Origin of the sequence: Kitasatospora sp. NPDC101801, from assembly GCF_044766665.1 — a bacterium.
Lineage (GTDB): Bacteria > Actinomycetota > Actinomycetes > Streptomycetales > Streptomycetaceae > Kitasatospora.
On sequence record NZ_JBIWML010000048.1, the window covers coordinates 24,962 to 39,917 of the forward strand.

Below are 14,956 nucleotides of genomic sequence, written 5' to 3' on the forward strand. Positions count from 1 at the left end.
AGCGCGGCGCTCAGGCCCGTGGTGCGCCGGTCCGGACCCGGGCGGCCAGGCCGGCGGCCGCGACCGCGACCAGGGTGAGCAGGGCGAGGACGGCGCGGCCGCCGTTCTGATGCCCCGCCAGGTGGACGGCCAGCACTGGCAACGCGGTGCCCAGCGCGGTGCCGAGACCGCGCACCATGTTGACCAGCCCGCCGCCGACGGCGGAGCTCGCGACCGGGATCGCCCGCATCACCAGCGCGTTGTTCGCGGGCAGCAGCAGCCCTAGGCCGTAGCCCGTCAGCACCAGCGGCAGCACGGTGGCCGACGGGGTGGCGGGCACCAGCGCGAGCAGTCCGAGGCCGAGCGCGGCGACCAGCGCGCCGCAGCGGCACCGGACGGCGTCCGACCAGGAGTCGGGAAGCAGCCCGGCCCCGACCGTGGCCGCGACCGCGAAGGCGGCGGGCAGGGCGGTGATCACCAATCCGGCGGTGGCCACCGGTGCTCCCGCACCGACCAGCATCACCGGGCCGAGCACCAGCGGGCAGAACAGCAGCAGGTAGCCGACCAGGGCGATCAGCAGCCCGGCCCGGATGCCGGGGGTGTTGATCAGGCCCGGGGGGATCAACGGTCGGTCGGCGCGCTGCTCCTGCCGGGCCAGTGCCAGGGCCAGCACGACGGCCGCGACCAGCAGGACGGCCACCGCCCAGGCGGGGAGCGGCAGGCCGGAGGCGGTGGAGAGGGCCAGCAGCAGGGCGGTCGAACAGCCGACCAGCAGCACCAGCCCGGCCAGGTCGAACCGGCCGTCGCGGCGCGGTGCCTGCGGCCGCCCCTGCGGATACGTCCGGGGCAGCAGGAACCAGCCCGCGAGGATGCCGAGCAGCCCGATCGGGACGTTGATCCAGAACACCCAGCGCCAGGAGACGTGCTGCACCAGCAGCCCGCCGAGGGTCGGCCCGAGCGCGAGGCCGAGGGCCTGCGCGGCGGCCTGGATGCCGAGCGCGCTGCGCATCGCGTGCTCGGGGACGCCGCGGGCCACCAGCGCGACACTGTTCGCCTGCATCATCGCGCCGCCGACCGCCTGGACGGCCCGGCAGGCGACCAGCAGGCCGAGGCTGTCGGCCAGCCCGGCGCCGAGCGAGGCCAGCGCGAAGACCCCGAAGCCGCCGAGGTAGACGGTCTTCCGCCCGACCAGGTCCGACAGCCGTCCGATCGGGGCCAGCAGCGCGACCAGGACCAGCAGGTACGCGAGGGCGACCCACTCGACGGCGGCGAAGTTGGCGCCGAAGGCCCGCTCCAGCTCCGGGAAGACCAGCGCGGTGATGCTCGCGGTGAGCTGCCCGAGGAACGCGCCCAGGCAGACCGTACCGACGGCCAGCCAGTGCGCGTGCCGCCAGCCGGCCACCGCGCGGGGGCGGGGGCGCTCGGCCAGCAGGCGCTGGGCGAGACTCGGGTTCAGGGTGCTCACCCGAGTAATATATCGGCCACCGAACTGTTCTGCCATCGAACTGATCGGATGGCGATCGGATCGTTACGGGATGTGCTCGTGAGCAGAGCTGGTCACCTACCGACAGGTGTACGGACCCCGCGCGCTACGCTGTCGCCCATGTCGTCGCAGCCCAACCCCGATCCGACCGCCGGCCACCTCCCCGATCCGGCGGACGGCGGGACGGTCGCGGACGGCGGGTCGGCCCTCGAGGAGGCCGCGGCCGTCGCGCGGGCCCAGCGACTGACCGACGTGATCACCCGGCTCCGCCGCGCCCTGCGCAGCAGCATCCGCACCGACTACCCCTGGGAGTCGCTGCCGATGGCCCAGGTCGAGCTGCTCCAGACACTGGCCGCCGCACCGCTCCGGGTCGGCGAGCTGGCGGCCCGTCAGCGCCTCGCCCCCAACACCGTCAGCGGCCTGATCGGCAAGCTCCTGGAGGCCGGTTTCGTCGACCGCCAGCCCGACCCCGGCGACCGCCGCACCGCCCGGATCGCGCTCACCGAGGCCGGGCACCAGCAGCTCCACGACTGGCAGCACGCCCACGAGCGCCGCCTCGCCGCCGCCCTGGAGAGCCTCCCGGCCACCGACCGGGAGGCCGTCATGCACGCCCTGCCCGCCCTGGAGCTGCTCGCCAAGGCCCTGTCCGGCGGCACCGCGCCCTGAGCCCCGCTGACCCCGGATCGGCTGACAGCGGCTCAGAACAGCGAGCCCCGCTCCAGCGCCAGCAGGTGCCGCTTCCGGTCGATGCCCGCCGCGAAGCCGGTCAGCGCGCCGTTCGCGCCGAGCACCCGGTGGCAGGGCAGGATCACCAGCAGCGGATTGGCCCCGACCGCACCGCCCACCGCGCGGACGGCCGTCGGCGGTTGGCCCGCCAGCGCGCCCAGTTCGCCGTAGGTGACCGTCTCGCCGTACGGGATCTCGGCCAGCGCGGCCCAGATCCGCCGCCGGAACTCGGTGCCCACCGGTGCCAGCGGAAGGTCGAAGGTGGTCGACTCCCCCGCGAAGTAGGCGTCGAGCTGCTCGATCACGGCCGCGAACGCCTCCGGGTCGTGCAGCCAGCCGTCGGCCGGTTCGTCCCGGGCGCCCTTCTGGCCGGGCGCGGTGACCGCCTGGAGCGCGAACGAACCGTCCGGCTCCACGGTGCCGGTGAGCAGCAGCCGGCCCAGCGGGCTCTCCATCGTCGTGAACACCGTGGTCATGCCCGCACTCCTTCCGACACGTCGTCAACCTTCGCGCCCGCCACGGGAGTCAGCGAGGCCCACAGCCGGTGCACCGCGTACGAGCGCCACGGCGCCCAGGCCGCACCCGCCAGTGCCGCCGCCCTGGGGTCGCCCGGGTGGCCGAGCCGTTGCAGACCGTGCTTGACGCCGACATCGCTCGGCAGGAAGACGTCCGGATCGGCCAGCGCGCGCATCCGCAGGTAACCCACCGTCCAGGGGCCGATGCCCGGCAGGGCGAGTAGGTCGGCGGCGGCGGCCTCCCGGTCCACGCCGCCGTCCAGCCGGACGGTGCCCTCGGCCAGCGCCGCGCAGAGTCCGCGCAGGGCACGGCGGCGGGCGTCCGGCATCGCCAGATCGGCGGAGTCGGCCTCCGCCAGCGCCCCGGCGACCGGGAACAGCAGCCGCAGACCGCCACTCGGCTCGGGCAGCGCGACGCCGTACCGCTCGCTCAGCCGGGCGGCCAGGGTCCGGGCGGCCGCCACGGTGATCTGCTGGCCGAGGACGGCGCGGACCGCGAGCTCGTGCGGGTCGACGTGCCCCGGCGAGCGCACGCCGGGGCGGGCCCGCACCAGATCGCCGAGCAGCGGGTCGGCACCGAGCTGGCCGTCCACCGCGTCCGGGTCGGCGTCCAGGTCGAACAGCGCCCGGAGCCGGTGCACGGCGGTGGTCAGGTCCCGCAGGTCGGTGAGCTGGAGCCGGCAGTCCAGCCAGCCCCGGTGCGCCGGGTCACCGGCGGCCAGGCCGTCCACCTCGGCGATCGCGTGGCCGTACGGGAGCGCCAGCGTCCGCCGGTAGGTGCGGACACCGGGCGCCGCGCCGGGCACCACCTCCTCGACGCCGGGCACCGCGCGCAGGGCCAGGAAGTCCAGCAGGTGGTCACTGTCGAGCGCACCCCGGTACGCCAGCCGGAGCCCGATCGAACCGGGTGTCGCGGTGCCCTTGCGGTGGCCGTTGGTCTCGGCCCGCAGGCCGCTCGGGGTGCGGTCGTAGACCTCCCGGACGGTGTCGTTGAACTGCCGTACCGAGGAGAAGCCGGCCGCGAACGCGATCTCGGTGACCGGGAGCGCGGTGGTCTGCAGGAGCAACCGGGCGGTCTGCGCGCGCTGCGCCCTGGCCAGCGCGATCGGCCCGGCGCCGAGCTCGGCGGTCAGCTGCCGCTGCACCTGCCGCGAGCTGTACCCGAGCCGCTGGGCCAGGCCGGAGACGCCTTCGCGGTCCACCACGCCGTCCCCGATCAGCCGCATCGCCCGGCCGACCAGGTCGGCCCGGTGGTTCCACTCCGGTGACCCCGGCACCGAGTCGGGGCGGCACCGGCGGCAGGCCCGGTAGCCCGCGCCCTGGGCGGCCGCCGCGGTCGGGTAGAACGTGCAGTTGACCCGCTTCGGAGTCACCGCGGGGCAGCTCGGCCGGCAGTAGATACCGGTGCTGCTGACAGCCGTGAAGAACACCCCGTCGAAACGGGAGTCCCGGCTGTCCACCGCCCGGTAGCGGGTGTCGTCGTCGGTCAGAGTCTCGGTCACGCACTCCAGTCTGCGGCACTCCGGACCCGTCGACTGGCGGAAATGCGACGCCCAGGTCGGACCTGACGATCATGCGCGCCGACTCCACCAGACCGCACCGGACGGTGCCTGGGAGCGCTCTCAATCATTCCCCCCACCAGATAAGCTCTGCACTGACAAGCCCACCGCCCCACCCATCCCCCGTAGCCCGAGGAGTCCGCAGTGGCCCAGCCGCAGCCCGAGGCCCAGCCGGCCGGCGCCCTCCACCGTCCGACCCTGGAGTCCGTCGCCGAACGGGCCGGTGTCTCCCGGGCCACCGCCTCCCGGGTGGTGAACGGCGGGACCGGGGTCCGCGAGGCGTTGCGGGAGAAGGTCCAGCAGGCGGTCGACGAGCTCGGCTACGCCCCGAACCTCGCCGCCCGCACCCTGGTCACCCGGCGGAACCACGCCGTCGCCGTGGTGGTGGCCGAGCCCGAGAGCCGGCTGTTCTCCGACCCGTTCTTCGCCCAGCACCTGCGCGGCATCAGCCGGGAGCTCTCCGCCGCCGACAACCAGATGGTGCTGCTGCTGATCGAGGCCCAGCAGGACTACGAGCGGGTCGGCCGCTACCTGGCCGGCGGCCACGTGGACGGCGCGCTGCTGTTCTCGCTGCACCGGAGCGACCCGCTGCCCGAGATGGCCCGCCGGGTCGGTCTGCCCACGGTGATCGGCGGCCGCCCCGGCTGGCCGGGTGCCGAGTCCGACCGCGAGCTGGTCTACGTCGACAGCGACAACCGGGGCGGCGCCCGGACGGCCGTCCAGCACCTGCGCTCGCTGGGCCGCACCCGGATCGCCACCATCACCGGCCCGCTCGACCAGACCTCCTCCACCGACCGCCTCGACGGCTACCGCGACCTGATCCCCGACGGCGACCCCGCCCTGATCGCCGAGGGCGACTTCACCCCGGACGGCGGCGGTCGCGCGATGACCGAACTCCTGGCCAGACGGCCCGACCTGGACGCCGTCTTCGCCGCCTCCGACGCGATGGCCTCAGGCGCCCTGCGGGTGCTCCGGGCCCACGGCCGCCGGATCCCCGAGGACGTCGCCCTGGTCGGCTTCGACGACGTCGAGTCGATCGCCGCCTGGACCGACCCCCCGCTCACCACCATCCGCCAGGACATCGAGGAGATGGGCCGCCTGATGGCCCGCCTGCTGCTCCGCCGCCTGGCCACCCCGGCCCAGCCGCTCGCCCCCACCTCGGTGATCACCCCGACCCGGCTGATCCGCCGCGAGTCCGCCTGACTGGAAATCTGTACAGATTTCGGTACGGTAAGGAGATGGAGATCCAGGAGATCATTTCCGTCAGCGACGCGCGAACGCAGCTCTCCCAGATACTCGGCACCCTTGCCTTGGAGGGCCCGACAGCAGCGCCGGTCGTCATCGGCGCGCACCGGAAGCCCCAGGGTGTGCTGATGTCGATCGCGCTCTACGAGGAGCTCACCGGAGCCCGGCGCCGGGCCGGCGCCGCTTCCGCCACGGGCTCCGTTCGCGCAGAGGGGCTGCAGCCCTCCGCAGCCTCCGACGCCGACACCGACGAGTACGTCCGTGGCAGCATCGACGCGGACGAGCTGGTCGCCCGAGCCGTCGCCCGCCACCGTGTCGGCCAGCCCTGAACGACGGGCCTGATGAGCGATCCCTACGCGCTGCCGAACGGCACTCTGCGCAACCTCCTGGGCATCGACGATGCTGCGCAGCTCGCAGCTGCCGAGGCCGACATCACCAGGGCCACCCTCAGCCGGATCGCTGAGCACCCGGTTCCCGGCCGGTTCGACCTGGCCCATCTGCGCGCAGTTCACCAGGCGGTGTTCGGACTCGTCTACGCCTGGGCCGGCAAACTTCGGACGGTCGAGATCTCGAAGCACACCGGCTTCTGCCCGCTGCGGAACCTCGAGCCCTACGCAGACGAGATCTTCTCCCGGGCACCCTCACCCGCCCAGCTCGCCGCAGCCTCCCGCTCCGATCTGGTGGACACCCTCACCGAGCTGTACGGCGACATCAACGCGCTGCACCCGTTCCGGGAGGGAAACGGCCGAGCTCAGAGGGCCTTTCTCGGCCAACTGGCTTCGGAGTCCGACTGGTTGCTCTCCTGGGACAACCTCGATCCGGCCGAGAACCAGCTGGCCTCGATCCGCAGCTTCCAGGGCGACAACACTCTGCTCCACAAAATGGTCGACGACCTGGTGAGCTGATCCTCGACCATTCCCGGACACGATCGTGTCGCGCGCAGCGGCAGCAGAACTCGTCGACAGCCGCTGGGCAACGAGTGGCCGTCGCTCGGGATCAGACCTCGATCGCGCCGCCGAGCTCCCGCAGGTGCCGGCGGAAGGTGTAGGCCGGGTCGGCCGCGCGGCGGGTCAGGTAGTCGTCGAAGGCGGTCTGCCGACGCAGGGTCTCCCCCGCCCTGATCTTTTCGGCCTGCGCGCGTTCGGTGACGTGGATGCCCGCCGCCGTGTCCAGCACCTCGGCGGCGCGGGCGGCGGGCACGAACAGCACGCCGTCCCGGTCGCCGAAGGCGACGTCCTCGGCAGTCAGCGTGTGCGCGCCGAACCGGGCGCTGAGCAGCGCCTCCGGCTCCCGCTCGGCCAACCGGACCGGACCGAGCGGACAGGCGCCGTAGCTGAACACCGGCAGGCCGATCTCGACCAGCTCGGGGGTGTCCCGGTGCTGCCCCCAGATCACCACGCCGGACAGCCCGGCCACCCCGGCCTCCAGCACCGCCAGGTCGCCCACGCAGGCTTCGTCCGTCCGCCCACCGTTGTCGATCACCAGCACGTCCCCGGGGCCGACCTCGCCGAACGCCTCCAGGAAGACGTCCACGCTGCCGTAGTGCCGGACCGGCAGCACCCGGCCGGCCACCCGCTGCCCGGGCACCACCGCGCCGATGCCCGGTGGCGCCACCCGCAGCGGCACTCCGAGCCGGACACAGGCGTCGGCGACCAGCGGCGTGGACAGTGAGGCGAACAGCTCACGGTGCGTCATACCCGAACTCTGCCACGCCGTAAGGTCACTGGGACGGAAGTACCGTCAACACCCGTTCGACGAAGGTCTTGAAGTCGGCCATGAAGTCGCCGAGGAACTGCTGCGTGTTCGGGTCGGTCACCTCGCCGTCGTCACCGAACAGGCCCGGCGTGAACTGGATGTACGCCTCCGGGGCGGACATCTGCGGGGCGTTGCAGAAGCTCAGCGCGGACCGCAGGCTCTGCTGCGCCACGGCGGTGCCGATCTTGCCGGGCGAGGCGCCGATCACCGCCGAGGGCTTGTGGGTGAAGGAGTTGGTGCCCCACGGGCGGCTGGCCCAGTCGATCGCGTTCTTCAACGCGCCGGGGATGCCCCGGTTGTACTCGGGGGTGACGAACAGCAGCGCCTGCGAGGCGGCGATCGCCTCCTTGAGCGCCCGGCCCTCCGGCGGGTAGTCCGCGTCGAAGTCGTGGTTGTAGAGCGGCAGGTCCTTGATCGGGATCTCCCGGAACTCCAGCTCCGCCGGCGCCAGCCGGATCAGCGCCCGGGACAGTACCCGGTTGATCGACTTCTCGGACAGGCTGCCGACGAAATACCCGACCTGATACGTGGTCACACGAGTCCCTTTCCGGAAGGCCCCCGGAGCATCGTGCCCCAGCACCCGCCCGGCCGGCGACCCGACTCACCCGCCCGGCCCAGCCCAGTCCCGCCCGGCCCAGCCCGGTCGTCAGCTCTTCGACGGCGCCGGAGGGACGGTGGCGCCGTTCTGGTCCACCATCGCCGACCCGGGGGCGGACGCCTTGACGGCGAACAGGTAGCCGGTGTCCGAGGCCGGGTCGAGGTAGAGCTCCCTGGTGCTCTCCGCAGCCACCACCTGCCTGCTCAGCTCCGGGTCCGCCACCCAGCGGGCGCCGAGTGGGAAGGCCGCGACCATCGCGGCCGGGATGGCGAGCTGCCCCGTCCCGGAGCGGGGCTGAGCCGGGACCGGATGCCGACCCGCCGTCAGGGTGGCCACCCCGCCCGGGGCCAGACGGATCAGCGCGTGCAGGAAGAGATCCGTCGGGCCGGGAACGGACCGGTCCGACCCACCCTCGTTCGAGGACCGTTCCCGCCAGAGCGCGGCGGTGATCGGGCCCAGCTTCGGCAGCAGCTTGGTCAACTCGTCAGTGCTGGTCGACAGTTCCGGCTCCACCGACGGCTTCGCCGCTCCGCCGGACCCACCACTGCCGCAGCCGGCCGCCAGCACCGCCGGTACCGCCAGGAACGCCCTGCGTCGCATCGCCCACCCCTCGACAGTCCGAGGCACTATTGGATCATGCCCTCCCGGTGACCGGCCTCCGGCAGCTGCCGGAGGCCGGTCACCGGGCGGAGCCGATCAGTTGAACGGGATCCGCAGCTCCGAGACGTTCCCCTGCGCCTGGGTGGCGCCGGTCCGGAGCTGGGCCGGGCCGTTGCCGATCGCGGACCAGACCTCCACCCGCACCGTCCCGTTGGCCAGGTTGCCGAGGCTGCCGGTGGCCGAGGCGAGACCGGCGGTCGCCGAGTAGCGTTCCCAGCCCGTCACCGGATCGGTGGCGAAGTAGCGGTAGGTCTCGACCCGGTCGAAGCTCCCGTTGCCGGTCAGGTCGTAGGAGATCCGGACCTGCTGGCCGAGGCCGACCGCCGTCCCCGCGTCCAGGAAGAGGTCGAACTCCGTTGCGGCGCCAGCCCGCAGGGTCCCGTTGACGTTGCGCAGCTCGTACACGGTGGGCTGGTACGGCGTCCCGTCGTGGTTGGTGCCACCGCCCGAGGCGATGGTGCTGGCGGTGGCGCCGGTGCCGTAGGCGGTGGTCAGGCCGCCGCCGGGCTGGAGACGGAAGGTGCTGCCGCTGGTGGGCGGCACCGACGTGGACGGGGACGGCGAAGGTGAGGGCGAGGGGGAAGAGGAGGGCATCGGCGAGGGCGACGGGGTCCCGCCCGACCCGCCGTCCTGGAAGCTGCCCCGCTCGCTCGCGGTGGACCTGGCCGGCACGGTGAGCGTGTAGCCGTCCGAGAAGTGCACCGCCCGCGCCGCCGTCGAGTAGTTGTGCGCGACGTGGGAGCGGGTGCCACCGTTGACGAAAACCGCCGAGGTCGGCTGGTCGGAGGTGGTCGCCGGGTCGAGGGTGCCAAGGGCGGCGAGGTTGAGGATCCAGTGGTAGGTGTGCGCCTTGGACTCGCCCTCCTCGGGGGTGTAACCGTCTTTGCCCGCGTCCCAGTTGGCCTTGGCGGCGGCCGGGTCGGCCAGCGCCTGGAACTCCCAGGCCAGGTCCCGCCAGTCGGTGAACACCCCGCCGTTGTTCGCCTTGTACTCGGCCAGGTTGGCCTTGATGTCGTCCTGCCGGCGCGCCAGGTAGAGCGAACCACCGGTGATCGGCAGGTAGTTGATGCCGTGGATCATGCCGGGGCTGGCGGTCCACCAAGTGGAGTACGCGGCGCCGCTGCCCCAGACCATGCCGGCCGTCTGGTGGCCGAAGCCGGCCGGGAAGGCGGACTGGTCGGCGTTGAACCAGTACTGCTCGACCGCCCGCGACTCGGTGGTGTAGAGGTAGATGCCGAGGTCGCGCAGCGCGGTGTCACCGGTCGCCGAGCCGTAGAGGATCAGCCCGGCACTGAAGTTGAGCGACTCGGAGGAGGACTCCTCGTTGTTCCCGGCGGCGAAGGCGGCGTGGCCGGCCGCCCAGCCGTGGCCCGCGTACGGGTCGAAGCTGCGCAGCCACGGGAAGCGGGTGTCGGCCCGGTCGGCGTTGGCGGCATCCTTGGCGAGCAGCTTGACCATCCCGCCCCAGGCCGAGTCGGCGGCCCAGGCGGCGTCGTAGCGGGCCACCGTGGCGGCGGCCTGGATGTAGTAGCCGTAGTGGAAGTGGTGGTCGTTCAGCTCGCCGTCGCTGCCGTAGGAGGCCGGGTAGCCGATCAGCGTCTTCCAGACGTTGTCGTACGCGAAGGCCGTCGAGCCGGTGCCGGCGAACCAGGTCTGCAACCGGCCCTTCATCAGCCCGAGCAGCTTGTCCCGGGTCGCGGTGTCACCCAACTGGTCGGCGATCGGGACCAGTTGCCCGAGCCGGGCGAGCGCCTTGCCGGTCCAGTAGGTGTCGGTGGCGCCCATGAAGGGATCGGCGGAGTTGGCCACCTCGCGGACCATCGCCCCGAGTGCGGCCTTGTCCTGACTGCCGACGTCCGGCAGCGAGGGCAGGATGGCGTCGGCCTTCATGGTGGTGCTGAAGCCGCTGCCCTGACGGACCTTCATCTGTCCGCGCGGCGAAGTGTAGGTGAGCGCGGTCAGCGGGTCGGTGGCGGCCTTCCACTGGTGCGGGTAGAGCGCCAGCAGGGTGCCGGTCTGACTGCCCTCCTGGGCGGTCGTGGTGGCGGTGTAACTGGTCGTCACCGAGCCCGCGTTGTAGTTCCAGGCCACCTTGGTGTCGGTGACGAAGCTGTACGCGTAGGTGCGGAACAGCGCCAGGTCGTTCGGCGAGGGCAGCACGGCGACCGAGTAGTAGTCCTTGGCGCCGAGCGCGGCGCTCAGCACGGTGCCGTTCACGTTCCAGCTGGTGCCCGTCGGAGCGAACAGGCCGTAGTGGTGGCCCCCGACGGTGATGCCCAGCACGTTGCCCTGGTTGGCGAAGACGGTCGGGGTGCCGACCGCGGTGATCTGCGCCGCGCCGCCGGTGGCGTGCGCGTAGACGTAGGGCAGGCCGTGGCCGATGGTGGCCGAGAGCGTGTGCGCACCGTCGGTCCACTGCGGGGTGACGGTCCAGTCGGTCCAGCCGTCCACCTTGGTGTCGGGAGCGTTCAGCCCGGCCACGCCGACGGTGAGGTCCTTGGTGTGGGTGAAGTCGTACTGGCGCCCGTCCGGGGTGATGGTCGGGTTGGTGGGGTAGCCGACCTCCAGACCGCCTGCGGCGGCCTTGAACGTGAACGGGTGGGCGTACAGGTTCTCCGAGTAGGGGTTGCCCGCGTAGCGCTGGAAGACCAGCGAGGACCACCAGTCGTTGGTGGGAACGGCCTGGCCGGCCATCCGCGCGGTCACCTTGGGCGTGAGCGGTGCGCCGTCGGAGTTGCTCGGGCCGATGGTGCCCGCCGGGCGGGTGTCGGCGTACCCACCGAGCCCGACCTTGACGGTGGCGGCGGAGGCGGGGGAGGCACCGACCGTGGCGGTGAGCGCGGCGGCGGTGAGCGCGATCGCGGTGAGGGCGGCGGCCGGGCGGACCAGACGTCTCGGGGACCGAGCGCGTGGCGGCTTCATGTCTGACACCTCGGGTGGGAGTGGGGGGATGAGAGCGCTCTCAGTTCGCCCTCAAGACCCGGACGGTAGAGGCGCCCGACAAGGGGTGTCAACGCTCTGAACGCGATCGGGCGCAACCCGGCCGACTTCAGCTCTCGAAAGCAGGACGGGCTCCCACCCGGAGATTACGTTCAGGTTTCGGGCACTTGACGGGAGTACGGCGCACCCGGCACGCTCCTCCCAGCGATTGAGAGCGCTCTCAGAGAGCCTCTCGGATCAGCTCGGCACCACTGCTCGAACTCCACTCAGCCGCGCCAGGAGGCATCCGCATGCGCCCCTTCAGAGCCCGCCGCACCGCCGTGACCGTCGGCAGCGCCGCTCTCGCCGCCACTCTGCTCCTCTCCGCCTGCGGTTCCGGCAGCACCACCGGTGCGCAGGACGCGAACGAGAAGGTGACGCTGACCGTCGACCTGTTCGGCACCTTCGGGTTCAAGGAGGCCGGCCTCTACGACGAGTACATGAAGCTGCACCCGAACATCACCGTCAAGCAGAGCGACACCCAGGACGAGGGCCAGTACTGGCAGGCGCTGCAGACCAAGCTGGCCGGCGGCGGCGGCCTGGCCGACGTGCAGGGCCTGGAGGTCGGCCGGATCGCCAGCGTGATGCAGAAGCAGGCGGACAAGTTCACCGACCTGCGGACGCTCGGCGCCGGTGACGTCAACGACGGCCTGGTGCCGTGGAAGGCCGCCGCCGTGAAGACCGCCGACGGCAAGGTGCTCGGCGCGGGCACCGACATCGGCCCGGAGGCGGTCTGCTTCCGCACCGACCTGTTCAAGCAGGCCGGGCTGCCGACCGACCGTACCGAGCTCGCCGCCAAGTGGGCGACCTGGGGCGGTTACCTGGCCCTCGGCAAGGAGTACGTCGCCAAGGCCAAGCCCGGCGACGCCTGGACCGACAGCGCGGCGGGCATGTTCACCGCCGAGGTCGGCCAGCAGAAGGTGCGCTACGCGGACGAGAGCGGCAAGGCCGTGCACGAGAGCAGCCCGGCGGTGCAGAGCGCCTGGGCGGACGCCACCAGCCTGGTCGCCGACGGCCTCTCGGCCAAGCTGCCGCAGTGGACCCCGGAGTGGAACAAGGCGTTCAGCACCGGCAAGTTCGCCACCCTGAGCTGCCCGGCCTGGATGATCGGCTACATCAAGGGCCAGGCGGGCGACGCCTTCGCCGGCAAGTGGGACATCGCGGCCGGCCCGGGCAAGACCGGCAACTGGGGCGGTGCCTACCTGGCCGTGCCGAGGACCGCCAAGCACCCGAAGCAGGCCGCCGAGCTGATCAAGTGGCTGAACGGCAAGGACCAGCAGGTCAAGCTGTTCACCAAGCAGGGCTCCTTCCCGTCCAGCACCGGTGCGCAGGGCGAGATCAAGTCGGTCAAGGACGCCTACTTCAACAACGCCCCGATCGGCGAGATCTTCAGCGAGGCGGCCGCCAACATGCCCGCCCAGGTGCTCGGCACCGAGGACGGCGTGGTCGGCAAGGCGTTCACCGACGCCCTCGGCGAGGTGGAGCGGACCAACACCGCCCCGGCCACCGCCTGGCAGCACGCGCTGGACAACGTCAAGAAGGCCAGCGGCAACTGACGCCCGATCAACTCCGGCCCGGGGCGCTGCCCGCCCCGGGCCGGAGTGACCACCGAAGGACCACCATGGCCACTCTCTCCGCCCCGCTGCCCGGCTCGCGGCGCGCGGCCACCCGGCCGCGCCGCGGGGCCCGGCTCGCCCCGTACGGCTTCCTCGCCCCGTTCTTCGTCCTGTTCGCGGCCTTCGGCCTGTTCCCGCTGCTGTACACCGCCTACGTGTCGCTGCACCGGGTGGAGCTGCAGACCTCGGAGCGGATGGACTGGCTGGGCTTCCAGAACTACACCCGGCTGTTCGAGGACCCGTTCTTCTGGAACGCGCTGCGCAACACCTTCACCATCGGGCTGCTCTCCACCGTCCCGCAGCTGCTGCTCGCGCTCGGCCTGGCCCATCTGCTCAACTACCGCCTGCGCGGCCGGACCTTCTTCCGGGTCGCGATGCTGATGCCGTACGCGACCTCGGTCGCGGCGGCCACCCTGGTCTTCGCCCAGCTGTTCGGCCGGGACTACGGGCTGATCAACTGGGTGCTCTCCACCGTGGGGTTGAGCCCGGTCGACTGGCAGGCGAACACCTGGGCCTCGCAGTTCGGCGTCTCGCTGATCGTCACCTGGCGGTGGACCGGCTACAACGCGCTGATCTACCTGGCCGGCATGCAGTCCATCCCGCAGGAGCTGTACGAGTCGGCGGCGGTGGACGGCGCCTCGCGCTGGCAGCAGTTCCGGCACATCACCGTGCCCGGGCTGCGGCCGACCATCGTCTTCACCGTGGTGGTCTCCACCATCGGCGCGACCCAGCTGTTCGGCGAACCGCTGCTCTACGAGGGCAACTCGGGCGGCGGCATCTCGCACCAGTACCAGACCCTCGGGCTCTACCTGTACGAGCAGGGCTGGACCTTCTTCCACCTGGGCCGGGCCGCCGCCGTGGCCTGGGTGATGTTCCTGCTGATCGTCGTACTGGCCCTGGCCAACGCGGCCGTCGCGGCCCGGCGCAACCGTACGGACCGGTGACCCGATGACCCACGTCCTGCCCAAGCCCGCCGTCCGCGAGCGGAGTTCGGCCCGCAAGGCGCGCTCACCGCTGCACGGCGGCCCGCTGGCCTACGGCGTGCTGATCGCCGCCACGCTGGCCTTCGTGTTCCCGTTCTACTGGACGCTGGTGGCCGCGAGCCGCTCCAACTCCGAACTCAGCTCGGCCACTCCGGCACTCACCCCGGGCCCGAACCTGTTCCACAACATCGGTGCGGCGCTCGACCAGGCCGCCATCGGCACCGCGCTGGTGAACTCGCTGATCGTCTCGGCCGCGGTCACCGCCGGGGTGGTGCTCTCCTCCACGCTGGCCGGCTTCGCCTTCGCCAAACTCCGGTTCCGGGGGCGGGGGTTGCTGCTGGCGATCACGGTGGGCACGATGATGATCCCGCCGCAGCTCGGGGTGATCCCGCTGTTCATGGTGATCGTGAAGCTCGACCTGCAGAACAAGCTGCCCTCGGTGATCCTGCCCGCGCTGGTCTCCGCCTTCGGGGTCTTCTTCATGCGGCAGTTCCTGGTCCAGGCGCTGCCGGACGAGCTGATCGAGGCGGGCCGGATGGACGGCGCGTCGAGCCTGCGGATCTTCCGGTCGATCGTGCTGCCGGTGGCCCGTCCCGGGATGGCGGTGCTGGGCATGCTCACCTTCATGGCCACCTGGAACGACTTCTTCTGGCCGGTCGTGGCGCTGAGTTCGCAGAACCCCACCGTCCAGGTCGCCCTCAAGTCGCTCGGCCAGGGCTACGTCCCGGACCAGTCGATCATCATGGCCGGCACCCTGATCGGCACCCTCCCGGTGCTGGTGGTGTTCGCCCTGCTGGGCCGTCAGATCGTCGGCGGCATCATGCAGGGCGCCGTCAAGGGCTGACCCACCTACTCTGA

General features: G+C 72.1%; 14 protein-coding genes. 7 read left to right on the forward strand and 7 right to left on the reverse strand.

What is annotated here, in order from left to right; genetic code table 11:
- Positions 1-10 precede the first annotated feature (10 nt).
- A complete protein-coding gene (locus tag ACIRPK_RS32770) occupies positions 11-1,444 on the reverse strand; it encodes an MFS transporter (protein WP_403045457.1) in 1,434 nt (477 codons plus the stop codon).
- 138 nt (positions 1,445-1,582) lie between these two features.
- Between ACIRPK_RS32770 and ACIRPK_RS32775 the strand changes: the two genes are divergently transcribed.
- Positions 1,583-2,128, forward strand: coding sequence for a MarR family winged helix-turn-helix transcriptional regulator (locus tag ACIRPK_RS32775; RefSeq protein WP_403045460.1), 546 nt, complete (start codon positions 1,583-1,585; stop codon positions 2,126-2,128).
- A 32-nt stretch (positions 2,129-2,160) separates the two neighbouring features.
- On the opposite strand, the gene ACIRPK_RS32780 is transcribed toward ACIRPK_RS32775, so the two are convergent.
- Positions 2,161-2,664 carry a methylated-DNA--[protein]-cysteine S-methyltransferase gene (locus ACIRPK_RS32780; RefSeq protein ID WP_403045463.1) on the reverse strand — a complete coding sequence of 168 codons (504 nt, stop codon included), beginning with the start codon at positions 2,662-2,664 and terminating at the stop codon, positions 2,161-2,163.
- Positions 2,661-4,205, reverse strand: coding sequence for an AlkA N-terminal domain-containing protein (locus ACIRPK_RS32785; RefSeq protein ID WP_403045465.1), 1,545 nt, complete (start codon positions 4,203-4,205; stop codon positions 2,661-2,663). The genes ACIRPK_RS32780 and ACIRPK_RS32785 overlap by 4 nt, the downstream gene beginning before the upstream one ends.
- A 201-nt stretch (positions 4,206-4,406) precedes the next feature.
- Here ACIRPK_RS32785 and ACIRPK_RS32790 point away from each other — a divergent pair, with 201 nt between their 5' ends.
- From ACIRPK_RS32790 to ACIRPK_RS32800, 3 genes are read left to right on the forward strand one after another with little or no spacing between them, the layout of a single operon-like run.
- Positions 4,407-5,465, forward strand: coding sequence for a LacI family DNA-binding transcriptional regulator (locus ACIRPK_RS32790; protein ID WP_403045468.1), 1,059 nt, complete (start codon positions 4,407-4,409; stop codon positions 5,463-5,465).
- A gap of 35 nt (positions 5,466-5,500) precedes the next feature.
- Positions 5,501-5,836 carry a type II toxin-antitoxin system Phd/YefM family antitoxin gene (locus ACIRPK_RS32795; protein ID WP_403045471.1) on the forward strand — a complete coding sequence of 112 codons (336 nt, stop codon included), beginning with the start codon at positions 5,501-5,503 and terminating at the stop codon, positions 5,834-5,836.
- A 12-nt stretch (positions 5,837-5,848) separates the two neighbouring features.
- Entirely contained in the window at positions 5,849-6,412 is a 564-nt protein-coding gene (locus tag ACIRPK_RS32800; protein WP_403045473.1) for a Fic/DOC family protein, read from the forward strand.
- A 91-nt stretch (positions 6,413-6,503) separates the two neighbouring features.
- On the opposite strand, the gene ACIRPK_RS32805 is transcribed toward ACIRPK_RS32800, so the two are convergent.
- The 4 genes from ACIRPK_RS32805 to ACIRPK_RS32820 form a co-directional block, all read right to left on the reverse strand.
- On the reverse strand, positions 6,504-7,202 hold the full coding sequence (locus tag ACIRPK_RS32805; protein ID WP_403045476.1) for an RraA family protein: 699 nt from the start codon (positions 7,200-7,202) through the stop codon (positions 6,504-6,506).
- Positions 7,203-7,227: 25 nt separating this feature from the next.
- Entirely contained in the window at positions 7,228-7,797 is a 570-nt protein-coding gene (locus tag ACIRPK_RS32810; RefSeq protein ID WP_403045479.1) for an NADPH-dependent FMN reductase, read from the reverse strand.
- Between the two features lie 111 nt (positions 7,798-7,908).
- The gene (locus ACIRPK_RS32815; protein ID WP_403045481.1) at positions 7,909-8,460 is read right to left on the reverse strand and encodes a hypothetical protein; all 552 of its coding nucleotides are present in this window, start codon (positions 8,458-8,460) and stop codon (positions 7,909-7,911) included.
- Between the two features lie 96 nt (positions 8,461-8,556).
- The gene (locus ACIRPK_RS32820) at positions 8,557-11,442 is read right to left on the reverse strand and encodes a glycosyl hydrolase (RefSeq protein WP_403045484.1); all 2,886 of its coding nucleotides are present in this window, start codon (positions 11,440-11,442) and stop codon (positions 8,557-8,559) included.
- A 308-nt stretch (positions 11,443-11,750) separates the two neighbouring features.
- Here ACIRPK_RS32820 and ACIRPK_RS32825 point away from each other — a divergent pair, with 308 nt between their 5' ends.
- From ACIRPK_RS32825 to ACIRPK_RS32835, 3 genes are all read left to right on the forward strand, one after another.
- Entirely contained in the window at positions 11,751-13,055 is a 1,305-nt protein-coding gene (locus ACIRPK_RS32825) for an extracellular solute-binding protein (RefSeq protein ID WP_403045486.1), read from the forward strand.
- Positions 13,056-13,120: 65 nt separating this feature from the next.
- Positions 13,121-14,059 (forward strand): carbohydrate ABC transporter permease, encoded by a 939-nt coding sequence (locus ACIRPK_RS32830; RefSeq protein WP_403045489.1) that lies wholly within the window; start codon positions 13,121-13,123, stop codon positions 14,057-14,059.
- Positions 14,060-14,063: 4 nt separating this feature from the next.
- Entirely contained in the window at positions 14,064-14,942 is an 879-nt protein-coding gene (locus ACIRPK_RS32835; RefSeq protein WP_403045491.1) for a carbohydrate ABC transporter permease, read from the forward strand.
- Positions 14,943-14,956 lie beyond the last annotated feature (14 nt).

Coding starts and splice junctions, on each gene's coding strand:
- ACIRPK_RS32775 (WP_403045460.1), top strand. CDS start 1,583: ATGTCGTCGCAGCCCAACCCCGATCCGACCGCCGGCCACCTCCCCGAT.
- ACIRPK_RS32780 (WP_403045463.1), bottom strand. CDS start 2,664: ATGACCACGGTGTTCACGACGATGGAGAGCCCGCTGGGCCGGCTGCTG.
- ACIRPK_RS32795 (WP_403045471.1), top strand. CDS start 5,501: ATGGAGATCCAGGAGATCATTTCCGTCAGCGACGCGCGAACGCAGCTC.
- ACIRPK_RS32800 (WP_403045473.1), top strand. CDS start 5,849: ATGAGCGATCCCTACGCGCTGCCGAACGGCACTCTGCGCAACCTCCTG.
- ACIRPK_RS32805 (WP_403045476.1), bottom strand. CDS start 7,202: ATGACGCACCGTGAGCTGTTCGCCTCACTGTCCACGCCGCTGGTCGCC.
- ACIRPK_RS32815 (WP_403045481.1), bottom strand. CDS start 8,460: ATGCGACGCAGGGCGTTCCTGGCGGTACCGGCGGTGCTGGCGGCCGGC.
- ACIRPK_RS32820 (WP_403045484.1), bottom strand. CDS start 11,442: ATGAAGCCGCCACGCGCTCGGTCCCCGAGACGTCTGGTCCGCCCGGCC.
- ACIRPK_RS32825 (WP_403045486.1), top strand. CDS start 11,751: ATGCGCCCCTTCAGAGCCCGCCGCACCGCCGTGACCGTCGGCAGCGCC.
- ACIRPK_RS32830 (WP_403045489.1), top strand. CDS start 13,121: ATGGCCACTCTCTCCGCCCCGCTGCCCGGCTCGCGGCGCGCGGCCACC.
- ACIRPK_RS32835 (WP_403045491.1), top strand. CDS start 14,064: ATGACCCACGTCCTGCCCAAGCCCGCCGTCCGCGAGCGGAGTTCGGCC.